This is a genomic window from Pseudomonas triticifolii, assembly GCF_014358015.1.
Taxonomy (GTDB): domain Bacteria; phylum Pseudomonadota; class Gammaproteobacteria; order Pseudomonadales; family Pseudomonadaceae; genus Aquipseudomonas; species Aquipseudomonas triticifolii.
Genome location: NZ_JACONV010000007.1, coordinates 162,826 through 187,423, shown reverse-complemented (window position 1 = coordinate 187,423; position 24,598 = coordinate 162,826). Strand labels below are relative to the sequence as shown.

Genomic DNA, 24,598 nt, shown 5'->3' with positions numbered 1-24,598 from the left:
TGGACAGCGCTATAGACAATCTTGCTAACACCCATGCTCCGCACACACGTCCCGTGGGAGTGAGCTTGCTCACGAAGAGGCCGGTTCATCCGCCAGAGATACGGCGTTCGAAACATAGTCTTCGCGAGCAAGCTCGCTCCCACGAAGTGTTGAATTGCGCCTGATAGCGTGGACAGCGCTATAGACAATCTTGCCGACACAGCACGTGCCCATGCGCTTTTGCTCAGGCAAACAGGTTGCTAATTCCCGCCCACCGCGAAGTTGGGCAGGCTCTGCACGGGCTGGGCAAACTCGTAAGGGATAGAGACCAGTTCATGGCCAGTGTTGCGCTGCACGACAAAGTGCAGGTGCGGGCCGGTGCTGTTGCCGGTATTGCCCGAGCGTGCCAGCGGGCTGCCAACGCTGACCCGCTGCCCTTCAGCAACACTGACCGAGCCGCGCATCAGGTGCAGATAAACGCCCATGGTGCCGTCGTCATGCAGGATGCGCACAAAGTTGCCGGAAGCGTTCGCCCCCCTGCCTGACTGGCTGTTCTCGACCTTGATCACCGTGCCGCCACGCGCCGCGATGATCGGTGTGCCTTCAGGCATGGCGATGTCCATCGCGTAGCGCCCCTTGATGCCATAGTGGCTGTATTTGCCACCTGGCCCCTGGGTCAGGCGAAACGGACCGCCCACCCAAGGCAACGGATAGCGGTAGGACTGCGCCGTGCTGCGTGGGTCGCCCAGGGTCGAGGTCAGCACCGAGGCATAATTCATCGCCTTGCCTGCGACCTTGGGGCTCAGCACCACCACACGCTCGTTGGTACGCGCCGCGATCGTGCGACGAAGGGTCGTGGACGAACCTGACACGCCCAGTACGTTCTTGACGCTGGAAAGCTTCAGCTCCACCTCGACCGGCGCATGCAGGTCATTGCGTACATACAGACTGTGAACACCCTGCTCCCGCTTGATACTCAAATGCACCTGCTGCTCGATGCGCTCGACCATCCGGTCCCGGAAAACCAGCACGGAGGCTCCGGGCGAAGGTCGATCCGAGAACGAAACGACGCCGTCGGCATCGGTGGTTTTATAGATCGTGATCGCCCAGGCAGCGGGAGCGGCCACGGTCAGGACGATCAGGATCAACAGGCGTTCAAGCATCAGGAGGGTCTGGTTCATGGACAATGGTTGCCAAGCCTAGCAGCGTTGCAGGCAGAAGAGGACACAGCGGTTTCAATTGGCAACAGCACGGGCGTCAAGAAACACACGCCATTGGGTCGCGGCGCCGCATGACCGGCCAGGCGCCACGACGAAGGCCTCATGATTTGCCGTAATCCTTCAGGTAAGTCACGGAGAACTGTGCGTCCGGAAAGTCCAGCTTCAGGCGTGGCAGAACGAAACCGCCGCAGGAGCGGCAGGTGTCCATCAACGTAAACACCTTGATATCGGTGATCGGCGTGGACGCCAGATCTTCCTTGAGGACCGTTGCAATCAGGCGTTCAGAATCCTGCAGACGAGGGAACTCGCTGACCACCGTACGCTCGGCATCGCGCAGCACCGGCAGACTGGTAAACCCGGGGTCCGGTAGACGGTTGGCCATCCGCGCCCTGGCGTCGCGGTATATGACGCCATCGAAGACCTGTTCGGCTTTTTCCGCCACGTCGAGTTTCAGATTGAGGTTCTTCGCCCTCCGTCCGCCGGACAACGCGTAATACACCACGCGCTCCCCTGCTTCGGTCGAAACCTGCGCGAATGACAGGTTGGCGCCTTTGATCTGCCTCTGAATACTGTTGGCGGCGCTCGACGTTCCAATATTATCCAGAGTCAACGCTGTCCATTTGGCTTGCGAGCCTTGCACCGGCAACAGGTTATTGAGTACTTCGGCGATGTGTTGCTGCTCGGGGACACTTCTCTGCGCGACCTTCTTGAAGTCGGGAATGCTCTCTCGGGTGAGGTTCACGAATCTCTTCTGGATACCTTCGTCCGAAAGAACGTTACCGGCCATCTTGAGCAACGTGTTTGGCTGTCGGTTATCCGCGCACCACTGGAGGTAATCGTCATAGGTTTTTATCTGACGACCCCATGAGACATTCCAGGCGGCACGCTCGGACTCATCAAGCAGGTCGAACAGCAGCCGTGCGATATTGCTCTGATCCGTGGGCGCGCTGGCACTCTCCCGGAACACCCGGTACTGCTCCGACAAGCCGATGAAACGATTTATTTCCTCCACCGACTCTACACGCCCAAAGGTCAGTGCAAGATCGCCTTGCGCCGGTGTTCGGGCCTTGTAGAACACACCCGTATCGGCCTCCACGAAGATCCAGTCCTGTCCGGCAATGTCCATGCGGATGCCACGCAAGGTCCGTGTGTCCTGAACACCCGACGCGACAGCACCCAGTTCAACGACCGGAACATGCTCATAGATGGACCTGGAGTCTTCGACCCCGAAGTTCGAAGGCAGCCCCAAAAGATGATCGTTTGCCAGTGAGCCTTGCAACTCCGGCAGATAGGCTGGCGTTTCCGGAAGCGAGAGCAGCGCACGCTCACGCTCCGATAGGGGCACAACGGCCCTGTCCGTCGCGACTGAGGCCTGCGACGATGTCGATGCCTGCGCTTCGACCGGCCCGGACCACTTGCAGTACTTGCCCTCGTTGACGAACACATCGAGATCCTGTGCTCCGTCGTCAGCCACCAAAGACCGCCTCTCGAGGGTGAACTCGCGGGCATCCATGGCATGGCTTGGGTATTTGCCGGTCCGCTTGGGTGATGTGGAGCCTGGCGGCACAGGCTCAGGGGCAGGTGTGGTCAGCTTGACGCCGTTAGCACAAGGTACTGATATCAGGTCACGGCGCACCCGGCATAGGTTCTCTGTCTCTTTCAACGTTTCGGTCGTTGATGAAAGCCTGGCGACCGGTCGCTTGCGCAATGCGGCATCCGGGGCGCTGGCGTCCAGATGATACGCATGCCCATCGATCAGGATGTCGTACTCACCTTCCGCTCTTTTGATCGCGCTCACGCTGCAGCGTCTATCGATACGGGCCTCATGAAAGCCGTCCTCCACCGACGTGATCGGCAGCACAGGCGGGTAGCGGTCGAGACCGATGCTGTCCGCCGTCGACAGGACGGAAAACTCCGGGGACTGCGCAGAGGATAAGGGTGTCAGTCTTTTCCCGAAAACACGGTCGGCTTGCGGATCAAGCAGCCTGAAATCCGGCTGCTGCGCGGTGCCGATGTCACGCACCGCCACCGAAGAACGGCCATCGACCATTGCGCGCTTGTCCGACGCCGCGAGACGTGGCTGCCAGGGCTGCTGCGGGGTGTCCAGAATCCGGTACATACCCTTGTCCAGGTTGAGTGCACCGTCAGTCAAGGCACGTGAGGAAAAGATGGATTTCAGCGAAGGCACGCTCTGCATCAGTACCGTCCAGCCGAACCGGCCCAGCTTCCACCCGAGCCTGAGCAGGTCACGTATGGCAAACACACCGCTCTGCTCGGCCAGCCCCACGATCAGGCGACCAACAGCCTGGCCGGTCAGGCGCGTGACGGACCAGACACTCATCTCCCCGGCCCGCAATACGATGCGCGCCGTCGCCCCTGCAAACTGCCCCAGCGGCACGAGCGCAAAAGCAACATCAATCACGCAGCCGACGATGACGCCACCCGAATGGTCACCGCTCTCCAGATCCTTGATGCAGCTGTAAAAAGGGATGACGAAGCGGGCAATGGTGTCCGCGTACTCACGCTCCTTGGCCCAGATGCGCTCCCAGTTTGTTTCGTGCTGGTGCTCGGTTTTGCTTTTTTCCATGAAGCTTGCGAGCAAATGGGTCGCCGCAGCAGCGGCCAGCGCAGCCACGCTGGCCTGCTCATCGGCAGCGGTCAGGTAAACCAGTTCGCTGGAAGGAACCAGCGTGCCCTGAGCAGGGGCGTGAATCGCGGTGATGGCGCGCGACACGGTGCCCGTCAGGTAGGCGTCACTGTCCATGGGCAATAACGGCGTGGTTCTGGCTTCTTCGATGCGACGTTGATGCGCCTCACGCAGGTGAAACGCCTCAGGGATCGAGACCGGGTGGGACCAGGTGACGCCGTCGACGGAGTAAGTGAAACGCTGGCTGACTTCGCGCGCGACCCCGGACGCCGGGATCAGCTCGAAAAAGAACTCGCGGACCGAATGGCCTTTGAAATCCTCACGATGATCACCTCGCTGACAACGCAGGAAAAGCCCTTGGGTGCCTTCTTCAGTGCCAAACCGGACCCGGCTGATCTCACAGGTCGAGTTCAACAGCTCGTCACGCGACTCCGGCTGCATTTCGTACAGCAGCCTTTTGATGACATCGGTTTCCGCGCTGACCAGCGCCTCGCTGAAGGTATCGAACGCGCTGGCATAAGCCTCCGGGACCGTCGGCGTGCCAGGAATGTACACCTCTCCCATCATCACCAGTTCTAGAACCGTGGCCTCGGGCTGACCCACCGCCGTCAGATGGTCGATTGAATAGGAAAAGGCAATCGTGAAGCCATGATCCTGCAAGATCGGCCAATGATTGATCTTGACGGCCTGGTCCCATAGCCAGCGATCGACGCCTGCGTTCTGCAGCATGTGCTGCGCAAGCTGTCGGCGGTCTGGCGGCTTGATCGACAGCAGGCTGTTCAATTCCTGCGCGTGCTGCTCCTGCTGCGCCTGCACATGGCTCAGCGCCTTGCTGACCTGTTCGGCGGATGCCTGAAGGACATCGTTATCACCTGACCATCGAATGACACCTTGGGCGTTGGCATAGCGCAGGGCCGGAATCGTCAACGTACTGGCCCACAACGCGTGCACCTCGGAATCTTCAGACTGGCTCAGGTCCGCACTGACCGTGATCAGGTCGTCGTAAGGCGTGATCAGGGAAAGCCCAGGGGTCATGGCCTCGATCAGCGCCACACCATGAATAAAGGCCACGCTCTGCAGGGAGCGTCCGTACTGCAGATGCTCAGGCACACCGTCCACCAGCAACTCCGGCATCGCCTCACGCAGCAGCAGGTAATGCAGCATGTCCACGGTGCTGGTCGTTGCCTCCGGCTGCCGATATCGAATCAGGGCTTTGACGCGCTCGCTCAATTGCTGATGGCTGTAATCCAGCACCCATTCGCTTCGAAGGCTTGCCTCAAGGGATTCGCCATCGGTTTGCGGCGCGCCGAGGAAGTAATCGATGATTGCCCGACCCGCCAGCGCCTGCGTGATACCAGGCGAGGCGCGTTCATCGGCGCGACCTCCGTACCAGTCCATCTTGTCGAGCATGGGAGAGAAGGTCGATTCAAACCAGGACGTGTGTATCAGGGCATGCCATGTCTCACGGGCTGACAGGCGCAGGGAACGGTCTGTACCGTCAGAATGGCACAGCACTTCGATGCCCATCTGGGTGAACAGCGGGTTGGCATTGCGCAGCGGGCTCCAGCTGTCGAGGCGCGGAACATCGGTATCAAGATGCTGCGAGCCAGGAAGCGCCTCGCTCAGCTGAAGGCTCGACTCCAGGTCCGAAAACAGTAGCAACGACGCAAGCAAGATGGCCGACTCGAACGCCAGCCCCGAGTGCTCGAAGCTTAGCCTGATGGCCAGAGACAGCGCTCGCATGCCCGGTGCCCGACGCGCTTCGGCTATGGCAGACTCAACCCACTGCTCATTGTCGGGATCCACCACGTAGCTCACCAGCTTGCGCAAGTAGCCGGCCCGTGTTGCCAGCGAGGTCGGCGTCGCAAGATCCACCTGTAAATCGCCCAGCAACGCATCGTCGTCGGGTGTAACCGCCAGTGACAACGTCAACGACGACCAGAAATCGGCCTTTTCCAGGCTCAGGGTGAGCCAGTCCAGCAATTCCCGGTCACGGTACTGGGTAATAGGTATCAGGCGTGAAAAGCTTTCGCAAAACAGACTGATTGCGTCCTGCCCGCTGTCCGTGTGAGCGGCGGCATGCCGTGCAGCCATACCGTTATAGAGTGTCTGTACCGGGTTCAAGGAAACCCATTGGGCAATCGGCACCAGACGGGCACCTCGCCTGAATTGCACCATCCACAGGCGCAAGTCGTCCGGTACCGGAGCAAGCAGCTCGCCCAGCTCAGAAAACTCGTCCTCCCCCAGAACGACACTTCCTCCCCAGAACGGCAAGGTCACATACAGGTAGTTTTCCAGCTGTGCCCGAGCCGTATCGGTCACGACGACCGACTCATTGAGCCAGGCAATACGGGCGAAGAATTGATGCATCAGCCAGGTACTGACGTCGGCTTCGGGCACGTGCAACGTGTCGGCGCACAACTGGCGCGCCTTGTCGCTTTGATAAAGCAGAGACAGCTTGTGCTCCTGCTCGGCATTCGGCTGGGCCAAACCGAGGGTCGAAAAGCGGATGTCGTCACCGAGCAGGTGATTGAGTACCCGTCGGACCGTACGAAAGTGCTCTTCGGGCAACACGGGGTTGTCGGACAGGTAGGGCGCAGGCAGATTCGGGTCAAGTGCAACCGCCACATTGAAGAGCAATTGACGGGTATCAAGGGTGAAAATATTCGATTGAAGTAACGGCATTTAGCGATGTTCCAGTGGGCTCACGAGACGTGAGGGTTCTGGAAAAACTAAATAGAAGCCGCTGCTTGCGGCAAAGAGGAAACCGGGTACGCAGAGGCACCGAAAAATCGCACAGCCTTGTCAGGCAGACACAGATAGTGACGTCAAGGGCGTGCAATCACGATGAAGAACGATGTTATCGGCAACTGAACCCGACCACCGGCTTGCATCGCCATGTCTCTTAAACACAGCGATGACGTAAAGCCGGCCATTGACACCGGAACGAGACCTGATCGGCGATCAAGCGCCTGGAACGAAGTGCTTCTGTGCCGTGCCGCGTGCAATCAGGCGCGACAGGTAATCCATCTTCTGTGCGTCCTGGTCGACAAAGCGGAAGATCACTTGCAGCCACTCGCTGTCTGGCTTCTGCTCGAAAGCGGCGACGGAATGCAGATAGCCATTGAGGCGGGCAACCTCGTTGCTATCGCCCTGCTCCAGATCCAGCACCGCGCTGTCGAGCACCTGAGGCAGGTTGTCGCTACGACGGACCACCAACGACGCTTCTTTAAGGCTCAAGGCCTTGATCACGCAGGACTGAATACCATTGGGCAGGCGCAACTGGCCCTGTCCGCGACCGGCAGGCTCAGCGGCCTTGGCGACCACGGGCGGTGCCTTGGCGATACCGCCTGAAACCGGTGCCGCGACAGGCGCGGCGCGAACCACCTCGGCCTTGCCACCGGTCAGTGCGCTGAGCGAATCATTGAGCGGCGAATTCATGCGCGCCGGGGCCGTGGACATGACAGCGTCCAGCTTGCCGACCTTGGCCAGCGCTTTCTTGACCTTGGTCAGCAATTGCTCGTTGGTGAACGGCTTACCGACAAAATCGCTGACGCCGGCCTGAATCGCCTGTACGACGTTTTCCTTGTCACCACGGCTGGTCACCATGATGAAGGGCACGGTTTTGAGGTAGTTGTCTTGCGAACGGCACCAGGCCAGCAGTTCAAGGCCTGACATTTCGGGCATTTCCCAATCGCACAAAATCAGATCGAACGACTCTTTGCTCAGCAAAGCCTGGGCCTTGCGACCGTTGACTGCGTCCTCGGTGTGAATCCCGGGAAAATAATTACGCAGCCCTTTTTTAACCAAGTCGCGAATGAAAGTCGCGTCATCCACCACCAATACACTGACCTTACTCATCGACGCTCCTGCGGACGTGTTCACCCTGGAGGCGAACTGCGATATGCCAACACGCCCTTTGTTTCGGCAAGCATAGCGTTGACCGATAGCCAACTGCCATATTGATTGACTGCGCCATGAGATTTAATCCGCAGGCGGCTGAGAATGTACGTCTGCACAACGAAAAACGCCCGGCAAGTGCCGGGCGTTTTCTTGCAGGCAATCTTACTTATCGTCAGCGTTGCCCGGAACATTAGCGTTTTCGCTCGCCGAGATGCCTTGCACCTCTTCCTTCATGCGCTTGAGACCCATGTGGCGAACGTCTGTACCACGCACCAGATAGATCACCAGCTCAGAGATGTTGCGCGCGTGATCGCCGATGCGCTCCAGCGAACGCAGCACCCAGATGACGTTGAGCACGCGGGAGATCGAACGCGGATCTTCCATCATGTAGGTCGCCAGCTCACGCAGGGCCGTCTTGTACTCGCGGTCGATGACCTTGTCGTACTGAGCCACCGACAACGCCAGCTCCGCATCGAAGCGGGCGAACGAGTCGAGCGCATCGCGCACCATGTTGCGCACCTGATCGCCGATATGCCGCACTTCGACGTAGCCACGTGGCGACTCGCCTTCTTCGCACAGCTGGATCGCACGACGAGCAATCTTGGTGGCCTCGTCGCCGATGCGCTCCAGGTCGATCACCGACTTGGAGATGCTGATGATCAGGCGCAGGTCCGACGCTGCAGGCTGACGACGAGCCAGAATACGCAGGCACTCTTCGTCGATGTTGCGCTCCATCTGGTTGATCCGGTCGTCGACCTCACGAACCCGCTGGGCCAGGCCCGAGTCGGCTTCGATCAGCGCCGTGACCGAATCGTTGACCTGCTTCTCGACCAGGCCACCCATTTCGAGCAAATGGCTGCGAACGTCTTCGAGTTCGGCGTTGAACTGTTGGGAAATGTGATGCGTGTGGCTGTCTTTGTGGATCATGCTGGGTGTCCTTGGAACGTCCGGTTAATTGCGAAAACGCAGCGGTGGTTCAGGTCTGACGAAGCACGTCCTAGCCATAACGACCGGTGATGTAGTCTTCAGTCTGTTTTTTGGCCGGATTGGTGAACAACGTATCGGTGTCACCAAACTCGACGAGCTTGCCCATGTACATAAACGCGGTGTAGTCCGACACCCGAGCCGCCTGCTGCATGTTGTGGGTAACGATCACAATGGTGTATTTGGATTTCAGTTCGTAGATCAGCTCTTCAACTTTAAGGGTCGAAATCGGGTCAAGTGCCGAACAGGGTTCGTCGAGCAGCAGGACTTCCGGCTCCACGGCGATGGTTCTGGCAATGACCAGACGCTGTTGCTGACCGCCAGACAGACCCAGTGCCGACTCGTGCAGTCGATCCTTGACCTCGTCCCACAGTGCAGCGCCTTTCAAAGCCCACTCGACTGCTTCGTCGAGTACGCGCTTTTTGTTGATCCCTTGAATGCGCAGTCCGTAGACCACGTTTTCATAGATCGTCTTGGGAAACGGGTTCGGCTTCTGGAACACCATACCGACGCGACGACGCAGCTCGGCGACTTCCTCACCCTTGGTGTAAATGTTATGGCCATACAGGTTGATGGCGCCCTCGACGCGGCAGCCATCCACCAGGTCGTTCATACGGTTGAACGTGCGCAACAGTGTTGACTTGCCACAACCCGAGGGTCCGATAAACGAAGTCACCTTCTGCTTGGGAATGTTCAGGGCGATGTCGAACAGCGCCTGTTTTGCGCCATAGAACAGGTTCAGACCCGGCACTTCGATCGCCACGGTTTCGTCGGCCAGGTGCAGGCCTTGCTTGTGACGCCTCAGAGCCGACATGCTCATGCCGTGAGTCGGGCTTTCGTGTTGCATGGATTGCTCCTGTGCGAACCATTCGTTTCATCGAGCCGCCCGCCTCGCTGGAGGGGGCGGCACTCGGGGATCAGTTGTCGAGCGCCTTGTACTTTTCTCGCAGGTGATTGCGAATGCTGACCGCCGACAGGTTGAGCAAGGCGATGACCAGCACCAGCAACAGCGCCGTGGCGTACACCAGCGGACGAGCAGCCTCGACGTTGGGACTCTGGAAGCCCACGTCGTAAATATGAAAACCCAGGTGCATGATCTTCTGATCCAGATGCAGATAGGGGTAATTTCCGTCCAGTGGCAACGATGGCGCCAGCTTGACCACACCGACCAGCATCAACGGCGCGACTTCGCCGGCGGCGCGGGCCACGGCCAGAATCAGGCCGGTCATCATCGCGGGGCTGGCCATGGGCAACACAATTTTCCACAGCGTCTCGGCCTTGGTGGCCCCCAGCGCAAGCGAACCTTCGCGCAGGGTCAGCGGAATGCGCGCCAGCCCCTCTTCAGTCGCCACGATCACCACAGGCACCGCCAGCAGCGCCAGCGTCAGCGATGCCCACAGCAGGCCCGGCGTACCGAAAGTCGGCGCAGGCAAGGCTTCAGGGAAGAACAGCCGATCCACCGAGCCGCCCAGCACGTAGACGAAAAACCCAAGGCCGAACACGCCGTAGACGATGGCAGGCACGCCGGCCAGGTTGTTGACCGCGATACGGATCAAACGCGTGAGCGGACCCTGGCGGGCGTATTCACGCAGATAGACGGCGGCCAGTACACCGAACGGAGTCACGATGATCGCCATGATCAGGGTCATCATCACCGTGCCGAAAATCGCCGGGAAGATCCCGCCCTCAGTGTTGGCCTCACGCGGGTCGTCGCTCAGGAACTCCCAGAGCTTCTTGAAATAGAAGCTCAGCTTGGCGACCGTACCCATCGCATTGGGCTGATAGGCATGCACCACCTTGCCCAGGCTGATTTCGATTTCCTTGCCATTGGCGTCGCGCGCCGTGAGGCTGTCGCGATCAAAGGCCTGATGCAGCGCATTCAGGCGATCTTCGATGGCCGCGTAACGGGCGTCGAGTTCTGCGCGCTCGGCCGCCATGTCGGCTTGCGCGGTGGCATCGAGCCTGCCATTGAGTTCAAGCTTGCGGGCCTGAAGACGCAGACGCTCGATGCCATGGTTGATGGCGCCGATGTCTTTTTTCTCCAGCACATACAATTCGTCGGCGAGCTTTTCGACGCGCTTGATGCGCGCCTGCAAGGTAGGCCAGGCCGCTTCGCCTTCGGCAACGATTTTGCCGCTCTCCTTGACGTTGACCAGGTAGCCGTAGAAGTTGCCCCACTCACGACGCTCCAGCGTCATGAGTTCTGCAGGCCGGCTTTCTCCGGTCAGCCACTCGCCTATCACCCAGGTAAAGTCGCTGGGATTGAGGTCGCGGTTGCCGACCTTGAACAGCTCGCGGGTCATGAATTCAGGGCCTGCGTCGGGCACCGGCAAACCGGCACCCTTCAAGCGAGCGCGTGGCACCTGTTCTTTCTCGACCAGCTCGCCCACCAGCACGTGCTTTGCCTGACCGGGTACGTCGTATTGCGCGGCCACCAGATCGGCCGGCCAGAAATGGCCCAGACCGCGCACAGCAATCACTGCCAGCAGACCGATGGTCATGATCACGGCGATGGAAACGGCACCCGCACTCATCCAGACGCCAGGGGCGCCGCTTTTGAACCAGCCGTTGAGGGAGTTCCTTTTCACGAACGTCTACCTTCCTTAAAGCGACGAGTATTTCTTGCGCAGGCGCTGACGAATCAGCTCTGCGGCGGTGTTCATGACAAAGGTGAACATCAGCAACACCAACGCCGCCAGAAACAACACTCGATAATGACTGCCGCCCACTTCAGATTCCGGCATCTCCACGGCAACGTTGGCCGCCAGCGTGCGCATGCCTTCGAACAGGTTCATGTCCATGATCGGCGTGTTGCCGGTGGCCATCAGCACAATCATGGTTTCGCCTACGGCGCGGCCCATGCCGATCATCAGAGCCGAGAAAATACCGGGGCTGGCGGTCAGGATCACCACGCGGGTCAGGGTTTGCCAGGGCGTGGCACCCAGCGCCAGCGAGCCCAGCGTCAGGCTGCGCGGCACACTGAACACGGCGTCCTCGGCAATCGAATAGATGTTCGGGATCACCGCAAACCCCATCGCCAGTCCGACCACCAGCGCATTGCGCTGGTCGTAGGTGATGCCCAGGTCATTTCTGATCCACATGCGCATGTCGCCATTGAAGAACCAGTTTTCCAGATGCGGGCTCATGCTCAACGACAACCAGCCCACCAGCAAAATGACCGGAATCAGGATCGCGCTTTCCCAGCCATCCGGCACGCGCAGGCGAATCGAGTCGGGCAAGCGTGTCCAGAAGAAGCCCGCCAGCAGAATACCAATGGGCGTCAACAGCAACAGGCTGAAGATGCCCGGCAGATGCGCTTCCAGGTAAGGCGCCAGAAACAGCCCGGCAAAGAAACCGAGAATCACCGTCGGCATCGCTTCCATCAGTTCGATCACGGGCTTGACCTTGCGGCGCATGCCCGGAGCCATGAAGTACGCGGTGTAGATCGCCGCGGCAACCGCCAGCGGCGCTGCCAGCAGCATGGCGTAGAACGCGGCTTTGAGGGTGCCGTAGGTCAGCGGTGCCAGGCTCAGTTTGGGTTCGAAGTCGCTGTTGGAAGCCGTGGACTGCCAGACGTACTTGGGCTCGTCGTAGTTCTCGTACCAGACCTTGCCCCACAGTGAACTCCAGGACACTTCCGGGTGTGGGTTATCCAGTGTCAACGGCAACAGCGTGCTACCACTTTCAACCAGCACCTGGTTGGCCCGTGGCGACAACGCCAGAATGCCCGGACCGTCCACCGCCTGATTGATCAGCAAGGTGCGGTGAGCGGTGCTGTGGAACACCCCCAGCTTGCCCGAGGCATCCAGCGCGATGAAGCCTTTGCGACGCTGTTCCGGCTTGATCTGGACAATCGGCGCACTGCCCATCCTGAAATCGCGAATCCGCATGAGCCGCTGTTCGCCATCGGTGTCGCGGGCCATGAACCACTGGGTCATGCTGCCTCGGGAGTTACCGATGATCAACGAAATGCCACCGACCAGTTGCGCGCTGGCAGTGATCTCGGCATTGCCGTCTTCGAGCAGTTTGTAGCGGCCATTGAGGGTGCGGTCACGCAGGCTGAATACATCGGCCTGGGCCCGTCCGTTGATCACGTACAGCCATTGCTGACGCGGATCGATGTAGATGGCTTTGACGGCGGCGGACATCTGCGGCAGCTCGATACGGCTCTGCTCGCGGGTCACTTCGCCAGTCATCATGTTCTCGGTCTGCTCGATCGCCATGACATGCAACTGAGTGCCGGTGGAGCCTGCCACCTTGAGGCTTTCGCCATCGGCGCTGACCGTCACGTGCTCGACCGCACGCCCGGCTTCATCCAGCACCAGCGGCGTCTCGCCGAACGGCCAGGCCACGCTCGGCGTGATGGTTTTCTGGTTACCCGGGTACGTGGTCACGTACGAATGCCTGAAGATCAATACCTTGCCATTGGACAGGCCCAACGCAATGAGCGGCGCACCGGGCTGGTCCTTGCCGATGGACACCACGGTCGCCCCGGCAGGAAGCGGCAGCGCGACACGGTGCAGCTCGGCCCCGTCCTTGATATCGAAAAAGATCACTTCGCCCTTGTCGGAAATCCGCATGCCGATCTGATTCTGCTCTTCAATGGCGATCATCAGCGGCTTGCCGGCATCCTGCATCCAGGCGGCGTTCAATGGCGCAGCGGCGGTCAGGCTCGCACCCTTGAACAGGGGTGCAACCACGTAAGCGAGGTAGAAGAAAATGAGGGTGATGGCCGCCAGCACCGCCAGGCCACCAATGGCGACGTACCAATGAGTCAGACGGTCCTTGAACGCACGAAAACGGCGCTTGCGCAGCATCGCAGGCGTATTGAAGTCGATACGCTCTGGCGGGGAATTTTGATCGATCACAGGTTTAGCCAACTCATTCATGCGCACACACCGTAGCGGCCTTGTATGACAAAAACATTACAGCAAGGTGACGCAGAAAAGCCCGCTGCCCACTAAAAACCGGCGGCGGACTGTTCAATGATGACAAGGCCAATCCATTGAGCCTCGTTTAACGGTCGTCAGTTTGAGACGACGCCACCCGTGCCTTGCAGGCCCAGATCAGCCAGCGCTTTCTCGACAACGCGGGCGGGCAGCGGAATGTAGCCGTCTTTCATCACCACTTCCTGGCCTTGTCGGGAAAGGACCAGCTTGATGAACTCGGCTTCCAGCGGGGCCAGCGGCTTGTTGGGCGCCTTGTTGACGTAGACATAAAGGAAGCGCGACAGCGGGTAAGTACCGTTCAGGGTGTTGGCTTCGTTGTCTTCAACGAACACGCCGCCGTCCTTCTTCGAGAGCGGTACGGTGCGCACGTTGGAGGTCTTGTAACCGATGCCCGAGTAACCGATGCCATTGAGCGAATTGCTGATGGCACTGACCACCGAGGCGGAACCCGGCTGCTCGTTGACGTTAGGCTTGAAGTCACCCTTGCACAGCGCTTCTTCCTTGAAGTAGCCATAAGTGCCGGACACCGAGTTACGCCCGAACAACTGGATCGGCTTGCCGGCCAGGTCGCCGGTCACGCCCACATCGCCCCAGGTCTTTACATCGGTCTTGGCGCCGCACAGACGCGTCGCGGAGAAAATCGCGTCGACCTGCTGCAGGGTCAGGCCCTTGATCGGGTTGTCCTTGTGTACAAACACCGCCAGCGCATCCACTGCCACCGGAATGGCCGTCGGCTTGTAGCCGTGCTTCTGCTCGAACGCCGACAGCTCGCCGTCTTTCATCTTGCGGCTCATCGGCCCCAGATTCGCAGTGCCTTCGGTCAAGGCTGGCGGTGCGGTCGATGAACCGGCGGCCTGAATCTGGATGTTCACACTGGGGTATTCTTTCTTGTAGGCCTCGGCCCACAGGGTCATCAGGTTGGCCAGGGTGTCGGAGCCGACACTGGAGAGATTGCCCGATACACCGGAAGTCTTGGTATAGGCCTTGATGGCAGGGTCGACGGCAGCGACCGAATTGGCAGCGGCAACTCCGGCCGCGACAAAGGTCAGTGCAGTCATCAAACTCTTGAGTGTCATGCCTTGCGCTCCTGGCAGGGTATGTAGGGGTCCAGACCCGCTTTCGCCGGTCTTGTGACCACTCTATGAATTGATTGTGACAATAAGATGAAAAGGCCATCACCCTTGCTCAGGGGGACGGCCTTTACCGATGGACAGGTCCAGCGCTGGAGGTATCAGCGTTTTTTCGAGATCAGATAGACGCCGATGGCCATGCCCATGCCGCACAGGATTGCGACATACCAGGCCGGCCCCATCGGGCTGCTCTTGAGCATGAAGGTCACAACCATGGGTGTCAGGCCACCGAAGATTGCATACGCCAGGTTGTAGGAGAACGACAGGCCCGAGAAGCGCACCACCGGCGGGAACGCCTTGACCATCACATAAGGCACTGCACCGATGGTGCCGACGAACAGGCCCGTGATCGCGTACAGCGGAAACAGCACGCCAGGGTTGTCGCCCAGGATGTGATAGAAGGTCCAGGAGCTGACCAGCAGGCCTGCGCTCCCCAGCAGGAACACCCAGCCGGCGCCGATGCGGTCCGCCAATGCACCCGCACCGATACACCCGATGCTCAGGAACACGATGGCCAGGCTGTTCGCTTTAAGCGCCGTGGCAGCCGGGAAACCATAGATCGTCTGCAGGATGGTCGGCGTCATCAGGATCACGACAATGATGCCGGCCGACAGCAACCAGGTCATCAGCATCGACAGTGCAACGGCACCACGATGATCACGCAGCACCGCCTTGAGCGGCACTTCGTCTGCCAGCGCCTTGCGCAATTGCAGCTCGGCGAACACAGGCGTCTCATGCAGCAGACGACGCAGGTACACCGACATCAAACCGAACACACCCCCCAGCAGGAAAGGAATACGCCAGGCGTAGTCCGCCACCTCGACAGGGCTGTAGATACTGTTGATCGCCGTGGCGACCAGCGAGCCCAGCAGAATGCCAGCGGTCAGGCCCGCGGTCAGTGTGCCGCAGGCATAACCGATGTAACGAGCCGGCACATGTTCGGACACGAACACCCAGGCACCGGGCACTTCACCGCCAATCGCTGCGCCTTGAATCACGCGCATCAGCAGCAGAAGAATGGGCGCCCACATGCCGATCTGCGCGTAGGTTGGCAGCAAACCCATGATCAGGGTCGGCACGGCCATCATGAAAATGCTCAGCGTGAACATTTTCTTGCGCCCCAGCAGGTCGCCAAAGTGCGCCATGATGATGCCGCCCAGCGGACGCGCCAGATAGCCGGCCGCAAAAATGCCGAAGGTCTGCATCATGCGCAGCCAGTCAGGCATGTCCACCGGGAAGAACAGCTTGCCGACCACCGCCGCGAAGAACACGAAAATAATGAAGTCGTAAAACTCCAGCGCGCCACCCAAGGCAGAAAGCGACAACGTTTTATAATCGCTACGGGTCAAAGGGCGCGAGGGTTGCGCGGTACTTGAAGAAACAGATGACATGACAAGGCTTCTCTTTGCTTGTTCTGAAAGGGCATGCGACAGCTACGCTGGCTGCGGCGGGGTGGCGTGCAGAAGCGATTGTCCGGGGCAACGATGCAGATAGGCATCAAATTTGCGTGTACAGGCAGTCTTGTCACCTGTAGAGGTGCAGCAAGATAGCAAATTGCTACAAAAAACACATAGCAGGAACTGCGCAGGGACAAAATGAAAACCCGGCGGTCGTTCTATGACGCAACGACCGATATACTCGCAGGCTGCCCAGCGCAATGGGAAATTGTGCGAAAACGTCTGAGTCAGCGGCTTTCGCAGAATTTCCCTTAAGGGCCATACCGAAGGCTGACCTTAAAAAGTTCATGCTCAAGGTTTTGAATGGCACCTGTCCACCGCGGCAAAAAACAATAGAGTCATGGGTCAGAGGCACCCTAGGCATGATCGAGCTCGAACAAGAAGATCCAACTCCGCAAGGCGACCTTGCGTTACAGATTACGGCTTTACCCCGTGAAACCAACGGCTTTGGCGATATATTCGGCGGCTGGCTGGTCTCTCAGATGGACCTGGCAGGCACTGCCATGGCCAGCAAAGTGGCAGGCGGACGCGTCGCAACGGTCGCTATCGACCGCATGGCGTTTCTGGTCCCGGTCGCCGTTGGCGAACAGTTGTCCTTTTATACGCGCACGCTGGAAGTGGGCCGTACGTCCATCAAGATGATGGTCGAGGTGTGGAGCGACGACCCGCTGACCAGCGAATGGCGCAAGGTCACCGAAGCAGCGTTCGTATTTGTTGCTATCGATGCCAGCGGCCGTACACGCTCGGTTCCGGCCAGGCGTTAAGCGCTGCATTGCCAACAAGGACAGGTCTCGGCGAGCCTGCTCCTTGGGCAAACTCATCCCGTCAGGTACGGTCTACTGTCGTCACGACTACTGAGTGAGAGATTTTGCATGTCCACACCCCCGATAGAGTCCGCCGTTGAATCCGTCCAGTACGATGAACTGAACTGCTGGCGCATTCGTCATGGCGACGCAGAGCTGCTCGTCGCCCAACAAGGCGCGCACATCCTCAGTTACCAGCGCGCCGGGCAGGAACCGTTGATCTGGCTGAACGAGGAAGCGGTCTTCAAGAAGGGCAAGCCGATTCGCGCAGGCATGCCGATCTGCTGGCCCTGGTTCGGCAACCTGGAACGCAACCCTGAAAGCGTGCAGGCCATGCGTCAGAGCGACGAGCCCGCCAAGGCTCATGGCGAAGTGCGTGCGCTGGACTGGGAGCTGCTGGGCATGGGTGAAGACGGCGACGCCTTGCTGGTGGAGTTCGTGATGCCGCAGGCCGAAGGCAAGTTGCCCGGCTGGCCGCACAATGTCGCCCTCAAGCTGAGCATTCGTCTGGACGATGCGCTGAACGTCAGTCTGGTCAGCTATAACTGCGGCACCGAGGCCGTCACGATCAGTCAGGCCCTGCACACCTATTTTGCGGTGAGCGACTCGCGTCAGGTCAGCGTCGAGGGGCTCGACGGCCTGCGCTACATCGAAACCCTTGAAAACTGGGAAGAGCGTCAACAGGCAGGCGACCTGACGTTCACGGGCGAAACCGACCGTATCTATATGGATACGCCGGGCCTGCTCAGCATTGTCGACCCACAGTGGCAACGCCGTATCCAGATTCACAGCACCGGTTCGAACTCGGCCATTGTGTGGAATCCGTGGGTCGAGAAGACTGCACGCTTCACCGACATGGCGCCAGACGGCTGGCAGCGCATGGTGTGTGTCGAAACCGCCAACGTACTGAGTGATGTGGTAACGCTGGCCCCAGACGACATGCACATTCTGAACGTGAGTATCTGGAGCGAAACGCTTTAGGCCAACGCCTGATCAGAGGTCCGATTCGACGACGATACGGACCTTTGACGCATCCATCGCATAGGCCGCATCGGCCAGATCGTTACTGACCTTCTCGACCTTGAGGGTGCCTTCGACCCACAACGGCGCATAGATATCATCCAGCTTCAGGCCCTTGGGGTAGCGTATCAGCACCATTTGATTGGGCGGCGGCGGCGGGACGTGAATGCACGCGCCGGGGTACGGCACGAGGAAGAACAGTGTGCTATGGCCTTTGGCGTCGGTTTCCAGCGGCACGGGGTAACCGCCCAGACGAACGTTTTTGCCATTCATCGCGGCGACAGTCTTGGTGGAGTACATGACAGCAGGCAACCCCTTGCTCTGCTTCAAGCCGCCCTTGCTGTCGAACGTGCCCATGGCTTCGGGGGAGTTGTGATCAATTTCGGGCATGGCCTCAAGGGCCTTTTGATCCGACTTGGGCATCAGGTCCAGCCAGTCGGTTTCCGGCAACTGGGCATGTGCAAGCCCGGTTACCAGCAGCAGGGTCATCAGTAGAAAGCGACGCATGAAGGTGCTCGGCAGAAAGAGGATGAATTGCCGCGCATTCTAGCCCTCTGCGCGCTACAAAACAGAGGGCTGACGCCTGAACTCAGCGCTTTTTGATCATGCCGTAGATGACCAGCAGAATGATTGCACCGACCAGCGCACCCAGGAAGCCTGCGCCTTCGCCCGCCTGATAGATGCCCAAAGCCTGGCCACCGTAGGTCGCAGCCAGCGAACCGGCAATACCCAGCACAATGGTCATGATCCAGCCCATGCTGTCATCGCCCGGTTTGAGGAAGCGAGCCAGCAGGCCAACGATCAAGCCGATGAAGATGGTTCCGATGATACCCATGCCATTTCCCTCTGTATGAATTAAACGCGCCACGACTCATTGCAGCCTTGGCTTACTGCTATCTGAGAACGGCGGTGGGGAATGGTTCCGGGGGAAATCAAGATTGAGGAAGGATGGAGCAAACGATCGCACCTCACACTCTGCGCTTGCCGTTCTGCACACGATCACTGGATAACTGCGAACCCTGTTGGAGCCGGCTCGCCGGCGATGCGTTTTTCAGCCAGCCTTCAATGACTGGACGGACGCTATCGCCGACAAACCGCCTCCCACGCGACCTGTATTCAGACAGCCTGTACCGTATCAGACCCGCTTTCCATACCCTTCATGACGTGTGCATCACGCTGAGCGCAGAGTATTGGCACGATCAAAGCGGAGTGCTCGCTCAGCCCTTGATCAACGCCTCGACGCGTTTGACCTGACGATCCAGCGTAGCGCGGTCGTGGCTGCGGACGGTGGCATGACCGACCTTGCGGCCTGCCTTGAACGCCTTGCCGTAATGATGCAGATGGCAGTCATCAACCGCGATCACCTTGTCTACCGCAGGCACTTCGCCGATGAAGTTCAGCATGGCGCTCTCGCCCACCTTGGCGGTGGAGCCCAACGGCAAGCCAGCAACGGCACGCAGGTGGTTTTCGAACTGGCTGCACTCGGCGCCTTCAGTCGTCCAGTGACCGGAGTTGTGAACACGCGGCGCGATTTCGTTGGCCTTGAGGCCACCATCGACTTCAAAGAACTCGAACGCCAGCACGCCCACATAATCCAGCTGCTTGAGCACACGGCTTGCGTAGTCTTCAGCCAGCCCTTGCAGCGGGTGATCGGTACTGGCGATGGACAGGCGCAGAATGCCGCTGTCGTGAGTGTTGTGGACCAGCGGGTAGAAACGGGTTTCGCCGTCGCGCGCACGCACCGCAATCAACGACACTTCGCCGGTGAACGGCACGAAGCCTTCCAGCAGGCACGGCACGCTGCCCAGTTCAGCGAAGGTATCGACCACATCAGCGGCCGAACGCAGAACCTTCTGGCCCTTGCCGTCGTAACCCAGCGTGCGGGTTTTCAGGACAGCGGGCAGACCGATACGGGCCACTGCAGCGTCCAGATCGGCTTGCGACTGGATATCCGCAAAGGCAGGCGTCGGGATGCCCAGGTCCTTGAACATGCTCTTTTCGAACCAGCGATCGCGCGCAATGCGCAACGCTTCGGCACTCGGATAGACAGGCACGAACTGCGACAGAAACGCCACGGTCTCGGCCGGAACGCTTTCGAATTCGAAGGTCACCAGATCGACTTCATCAGCCAACTGGCGCAGGTGATCCAGATCGCCGTAATCGGCCCGCAGATGCTCGCCCAATGCCGCAGCACACGCGTCTGGCGCAGGGTCGAGGAAGGCGAAGTTCATGCCCAGCGGAGTTCCCGCCAGAGCCAACATGCGGCCCAGTTGGCCGCCACCGATTACACCGATTTTCATGGAAAAACCTCAGGCGTGGCGTGGGTCTGGATTGTCCAGGACGCTGTCTGTCTGCTCGGAGCGGAATTTTTTCAGCGCCACGTGGAATTGCGGATGCTTGGCGCCCAGGATGCTCGCCGACAGCAGCGCCGCGTTGATCGCGCCCGCTTTGCCGATGGCCAGGGTCGCAACCGGAATGCCGGCCGGCATCTGCACAATGGACAGCAGCGAGTCGACACCCGACAGCATCGACGACTGAACCGGCACACCCAATACAGGCAGATGGGTCTTGGCGGCGCACATGCCCGGCAAGTGAGCGGCACCACCGGCACCTGCGATGATCACCTCGATACCACGGCCTTCGGCCTCATCGGCGTACTGGAACAGCAAGTCCGGCGTGCGGTGCGCAGACACCACTTTGACTTCGTAGGGAATGCCGAGCTTTTCCAGCATGTCGGCGGTGTGGCTAAGGGTGGACCAATCGGACTTGGAGCCCATGATCACGCCAACCAGTGCGCTCATCGTCGTGCCTCTCATCGGGCGCCCGCAGGCGCGTCTAAAAACAACAAGCCACGCAGGAGGACCGGCGTGGCTTGCTGTACGAATAATGACCGATTGAACCGGCCAAAGGCCGCGCAGTATACCTCAAAGCGAGAGGATGACAGCCCCCTCGGCGACCATCCGCGCAAGGTTTTTACAAACCGTGCAGAGCGCAAGACCCCGTCTGACGAAAGTGCGTGCAAAGGCCCTGCACATTCATCCGCACAAGACTACAGCCAGCGCTGCCGATGCCGACTGACCGCAGCCCAAAATTGCGATTAGGTGTTTCAGATCCTGTCCATTCCGGGCAGGCCATACCCTTTCTATTTACTCAAGGATGAGTACTTATGTTGAAACTCTTTACCCGATCCCTGCTGTTGATCACGGCACTGGCACTTTTGCTGAACCAGGCTGCACTGGCCGAAAACACACCGTCCAAACGCCCCCTGTTCCTGTTCATGTTCCTGCATGACGACGTCAAGGAGACCGACATCAATCGTCTTGCTCAGGATTACATTACGTGGTTCGTGAAGGACCTGGAAAGCTTCACCGGTCGGCGTGTCCAACTTGAATTCATACGCAATGTCCCGACATTGACAGACTTCGCATATAAGGGTGACGACCTGACCAGAACCTCCCTGGCATTCAGGAACGCGGTGGACCGGTACACCGACGCGAAAAACCTGCCCTATAACCCGACGACCAAATACATGCTGCTGACTCAGGACATGCTCAACTCAGAGACAGGAGGCTATGCGTTAGTTAAGGGCTACAGCGCCATCGCATCACTGCAGAACTACAGCACCATCGCGCACGAGCTGGGCCACATGCTGGGCGGCACTCACGAGGCGGCGCAGGTTTTATATCGCGGCGGCTGGTGGTGTGAAACCAACATGGTTGCTGTACGCAATACACTTCGAGCCAACTGCTACACCTACAGCGACGAGAACAAACAACAGATCGCAGCCAACCTGAGCGAACACCCCTGACACACACGGACCGCTCGCCAGAGCGGTCCGTCCGGCATCCTCACGGCGTCGCAGCGCCTTCCAGCTTTCGCCACAGAAGCCGAACGTTTGCCTTGCGTACCAGCGCGCAGCGGTACAGGCGGATTTCCAGCGGCACATGCCACTCCGGTCCGCCACACACCACCAACTCACCGCGTGCCAGTTCGGCACGGACGCTCAATTGCGGCACCCACGCGATGCCCAGGCCTTCCAGCGCCATGCTTTTAAGGCTGTCGGCCATGGCCGTTTCGTAAACCGTGGTGAAGCGCAGGTTACGCTGGCGCAGCAACATGTTCACCGAGCGCCCCAGAAAGGCACCGGCGCTGTACGCCAGCAGCGGCACGCTGGCTTCGCCTTCCATGTCGAACAGCGGCAGCCCCTGAGCGTCGGCGGCGCAGACCGGAAGCATCTGCGTCTGTCCCAAGTGCAGCGATGGAAAGATCTCGGCATCCATTTGCAGCGCCGCGTCGGGGTCATAGAACGCCAGCATCAAGTCGCAGCCACCCTCACGCAAGGCATGCACCGCATCACCGACGTTGGTCGCCACCAGCCGGGTGGCGATGTTCAAGCCCTCGTTGCGAAGCTGGGCGATCCAGCGCGGAAAGAAGCCAAGCGCCAGCGAATGCGCGGCAGCGACCTGCATGACCTCGCCCTGCCCGCCTTCCAGATGATGCAGGTGACGCACGACCTCGCCCAACTGCTCCACCACCGTACGGGCCGTGACCAGAAACAATTGCCCGGCCGCCGTCAGCTCGACCGGCGTGCGCGAACGGTTGACCAGAGTGAGCCCGAGCGCGGCTTCAAGGCTGCGAATACGTCGGCTGAACGCCGGCTGCGTCACGAAGCGGCGCTCGGCAGCCTGGGAAAAACTGCGAGTCGCCGCCAGGGCGCTGAAGTCCTCCAACCATTTGCTTTCCAGATTCATCAGGTCCTCCCGGACAATGGCTGACTGCATAGCAGGCGACTGCGTAAAGACGACGCCCGACGCGCCGCCGCTACAAAAACCTTTGGCGTTCCCTGCGCGACGGGAAAATACACAGGTGCGACATCTTGTCGCCTTTACGCCCCGCACAAAAGCCGAGTCACACACCTGTTATGCCGTTTCTGCATGGCCCAGCGTTTAACAGCATTGGTCAATTTTAAACGCAAAGCCCACTATCCGCTGCGTTCCGGCATTGTCCGTGCCTCATTTGAGACTTTTTCTATCATGTCCTCGCCTGCATCATCGCGCATCGAAAAAGACCTGCTTGGTGTTCTCGAAGTACCTGCTAACGCCTACTACGGCATTCAGACACTGCGAGCGGTCAACAATTTTCACCTGTCCGGCGTGCCGCTGTCGCACTACCCGAAACTGGTTGTGGCCCTGGCCATGGTCAAGCAGGCAGCCGCCGATGCAAACCACCAGCTCGGACACCTCAACACCGCCAAGCACGCCGCCATCAGCGAAGCCTGTGCCCGCCTGATCCGCGGTGATTTCCATGATCAGTTCGTGGTGGACATGATTCAGGGCGGCGCTGGCACTTCAACCAACATGAATGCCAACGAAGTCATCGCCAACATCGCGCTGGAAACCATGGGTTTCGAGAAGGGCGAGTACAAGCATCTGCACCCCAACAACGACGTGAACATGGCTCAGTCGACCAACGACGCCTACCCGACGGCCATCCGCCTGGGTCTGCTGTTGGGCCACGACGCCCTGCTCGCCAGCCTCGACAGCCTTATTCAGGCGTTCGCGGCCAAGGGCCAGGAATTCAACCACGTTCTGAAAATGGGTCGCACGCAGTTGCAGGACGCCGTTCCGATGACCCTGGGTCAGGAATTCCGCGCCTTCGCCACCACCCTGACAGAAGACCTGAACCGCCTGCGCAGCCTGGCACCGGAACTGCTGACCGAGGTCAACCTGGGCGGCACCGCCATCGGCACTGGTATCAACGCCGATCCTGGCTACCAGCATCTTGCGGTCGAGCGCCTGGCAACCATCAGCGGCCAGCCGCTGGTCCCTGCTGCCGACCTGATCGAAGCCACCTCCGACATGGGTGCCTTCGTATTGTTCTCGGGCATGCTCAAGCGCACCGCGGTCAAGCTGTCCAAGATCTGCAACGACCTGCGCCTGCTGTCCAGCGGCCCACGTACCGGCATCAACGAGATCAACCTGCCAGCACGTCAGCCCGGCAGTTCGATCATGCCCGGCAAGGTCAATCCGGTTATCCCGGAAGCGGTCAATCAGGTGGCCTTCGAGATCATCGGCAACGATTTGTCGCTGACCATGGCAGCCGAAGGCGGCCAGTTGCAGCTCAACGTGATGGAGCCGCTGATCGCGTACAAGATTTTCGACTCGATCCGCCTGCTGCAACGCGCCATGGACATGCTGCGCGAGCACTGCATCGTCGGCATCACGGCCAACGAGCAGCGCTGCCGTGAACTGGTCGAGCACTCGATCGGTCTGGTCACCGCCCTGAACCCTTACATCGGTTACGAGAACTCGACCCGTATCGCCCGTATCGCGCTGGAAACCGGCCGCGGCGTACTGGAACTGGTTCGCGAGGAAGGCCTGCTCGACGACGCCATGCTCGACGACATTCTGCGACCGGAAAACATGATCGCTCCACGTCTGGCGCCACTGAAGGCCTGACAGACGATGATCTGCGCAACCTGCTCACCAGATTGAGGGCCTAGACAC

Annotated in this window: 18 protein-coding genes; 4 read left to right on the top strand and 14 right to left on the bottom strand. The window is 59.7% G+C overall.

Annotated elements, in window-relative coordinates; all coding sequences use genetic code 11:
• Positions 1-239: 239 nt before the first annotated feature.
• From H8S56_RS12995 to H8S56_RS12955, 9 genes are all read right to left on the bottom strand, one after another.
• A complete protein-coding gene (locus tag H8S56_RS12995) occupies positions 240-1,142 on the bottom strand; it encodes a peptidoglycan DD-metalloendopeptidase family protein (RefSeq protein WP_187518864.1) in 903 nt (300 codons plus the stop codon).
• Positions 1,143-1,299: 157 nt separating this feature from the next.
• A complete protein-coding gene (locus H8S56_RS12990) occupies positions 1,300-6,024 on the bottom strand; it encodes a deaminase domain-containing protein (RefSeq protein ID WP_408003814.1) in 4,725 nt (1,574 codons plus the stop codon).
• Positions 6,025-6,810: 786 nt separating this feature from the next.
• Positions 6,811-7,707 carry a response regulator gene (locus tag H8S56_RS12985; RefSeq protein WP_024694902.1) on the bottom strand — a complete coding sequence of 299 codons (897 nt, stop codon included), beginning with the start codon at positions 7,705-7,707 and terminating at the stop codon, positions 6,811-6,813.
• Positions 7,708-7,911: 204 nt separating this feature from the next.
• The gene (gene phoU / locus H8S56_RS12980) at positions 7,912-8,676 is read right to left on the bottom strand and encodes a phosphate signaling complex protein PhoU (RefSeq protein ID WP_187518856.1); all 765 of its coding nucleotides are present in this window, start codon (positions 8,674-8,676) and stop codon (positions 7,912-7,914) included.
• A gap of 70 nt (positions 8,677-8,746) precedes the next feature.
• Entirely contained in the window at positions 8,747-9,580 is an 834-nt protein-coding gene (gene pstB, locus H8S56_RS12975) for a phosphate ABC transporter ATP-binding protein PstB (RefSeq protein WP_024688234.1), read from the bottom strand.
• A 70-nt stretch (positions 9,581-9,650) separates the two neighbouring features.
• Positions 9,651-11,267: a phosphate ABC transporter permease PstA gene (pstA, locus tag H8S56_RS12970; protein ID WP_187518863.1), complete on the bottom strand. Its 1,617-nt coding sequence runs from the start codon at positions 11,265-11,267 to the stop codon at positions 9,651-9,653.
• Positions 11,268-11,336: 69 nt separating this feature from the next.
• Complete coding sequence (locus tag H8S56_RS12965; protein ID WP_187518855.1) at positions 11,337-13,622, bottom strand: ABC transporter permease subunit; 2,286 nt, start codon at positions 13,620-13,622, stop codon at positions 11,337-11,339.
• 137 nt (positions 13,623-13,759) lie between these two features.
• Positions 13,760-14,758, bottom strand: coding sequence for a phosphate ABC transporter substrate-binding protein PstS family protein (locus H8S56_RS12960; protein WP_024694907.1), 999 nt, complete (start codon positions 14,756-14,758; stop codon positions 13,760-13,762).
• 155 nt (positions 14,759-14,913) lie between these two features.
• On the bottom strand, positions 14,914-16,203 hold the full coding sequence (locus tag H8S56_RS12955; protein WP_187518854.1) for an MFS transporter: 1,290 nt from the start codon (positions 16,201-16,203) through the stop codon (positions 14,914-14,916).
• A gap of 428 nt (positions 16,204-16,631) precedes the next feature.
• Between H8S56_RS12955 and H8S56_RS12950 the strand changes: the two genes are divergently transcribed.
• Together H8S56_RS12950 and H8S56_RS12945 are read left to right on the top strand one after the other, a co-directional pair.
• Entirely contained in the window at positions 16,632-17,033 is a 402-nt protein-coding gene (locus H8S56_RS12950) for an acyl-CoA thioesterase (protein ID WP_003316086.1), read from the top strand.
• A 108-nt stretch (positions 17,034-17,141) separates the two neighbouring features.
• Entirely contained in the window at positions 17,142-18,053 is a 912-nt protein-coding gene (locus H8S56_RS12945) for a D-hexose-6-phosphate mutarotase (RefSeq protein WP_187518853.1), read from the top strand.
• Positions 18,054-18,065: 12 nt separating this feature from the next.
• Here H8S56_RS12945 and H8S56_RS12940 read toward each other — a convergent pair whose 3' ends face one another.
• The 4 genes from H8S56_RS12940 to purE all read right to left on the bottom strand — a co-directional run bounded on the left by H8S56_RS12940 (position 18,066) and on the right by purE (position 20,893).
• Complete coding sequence (locus tag H8S56_RS12940; RefSeq protein WP_024688228.1) at positions 18,066-18,599, bottom strand: DUF3299 domain-containing protein; 534 nt, start codon at positions 18,597-18,599, stop codon at positions 18,066-18,068.
• 82 nt (positions 18,600-18,681) lie between these two features.
• Positions 18,682-18,927 carry a GlsB/YeaQ/YmgE family stress response membrane protein gene (locus H8S56_RS12935; protein WP_024688227.1) on the bottom strand — a complete coding sequence of 82 codons (246 nt, stop codon included), beginning with the start codon at positions 18,925-18,927 and terminating at the stop codon, positions 18,682-18,684.
• Between the two features lie 382 nt (positions 18,928-19,309).
• Entirely contained in the window at positions 19,310-20,392 is a 1,083-nt protein-coding gene (locus tag H8S56_RS12930) for a 5-(carboxyamino)imidazole ribonucleotide synthase (protein WP_024688226.1), read from the bottom strand.
• 9 nt (positions 20,393-20,401) lie between these two features.
• A complete protein-coding gene (purE, locus tag H8S56_RS12925) occupies positions 20,402-20,893 on the bottom strand; it encodes a 5-(carboxyamino)imidazole ribonucleotide mutase (RefSeq protein WP_024688225.1) in 492 nt (163 codons plus the stop codon).
• A gap of 365 nt (positions 20,894-21,258) precedes the next feature.
• Here purE and H8S56_RS12920 point away from each other — a divergent pair, with 365 nt between their 5' ends.
• On the top strand, positions 21,259-21,900 hold the full coding sequence (locus tag H8S56_RS12920; protein WP_187518852.1) for a reprolysin-like metallopeptidase: 642 nt from the start codon (positions 21,259-21,261) through the stop codon (positions 21,898-21,900).
• A gap of 40 nt (positions 21,901-21,940) precedes the next feature.
• Here H8S56_RS12920 and H8S56_RS12915 read toward each other — a convergent pair whose 3' ends face one another.
• Complete coding sequence (locus H8S56_RS12915) at positions 21,941-22,843, bottom strand: LysR substrate-binding domain-containing protein (protein WP_187518851.1); 903 nt, start codon at positions 22,841-22,843, stop codon at positions 21,941-21,943.
• Between the two features lie 282 nt (positions 22,844-23,125).
• On the opposite strand from H8S56_RS12915, the gene aspA reads away from it, so the two are divergent.
• Entirely contained in the window at positions 23,126-24,550 is a 1,425-nt protein-coding gene (aspA, locus tag H8S56_RS12910) for an aspartate ammonia-lyase (protein ID WP_024688222.1), read from the top strand.
• The last annotated feature ends 48 nt before the right edge of the window (positions 24,551-24,598 follow it).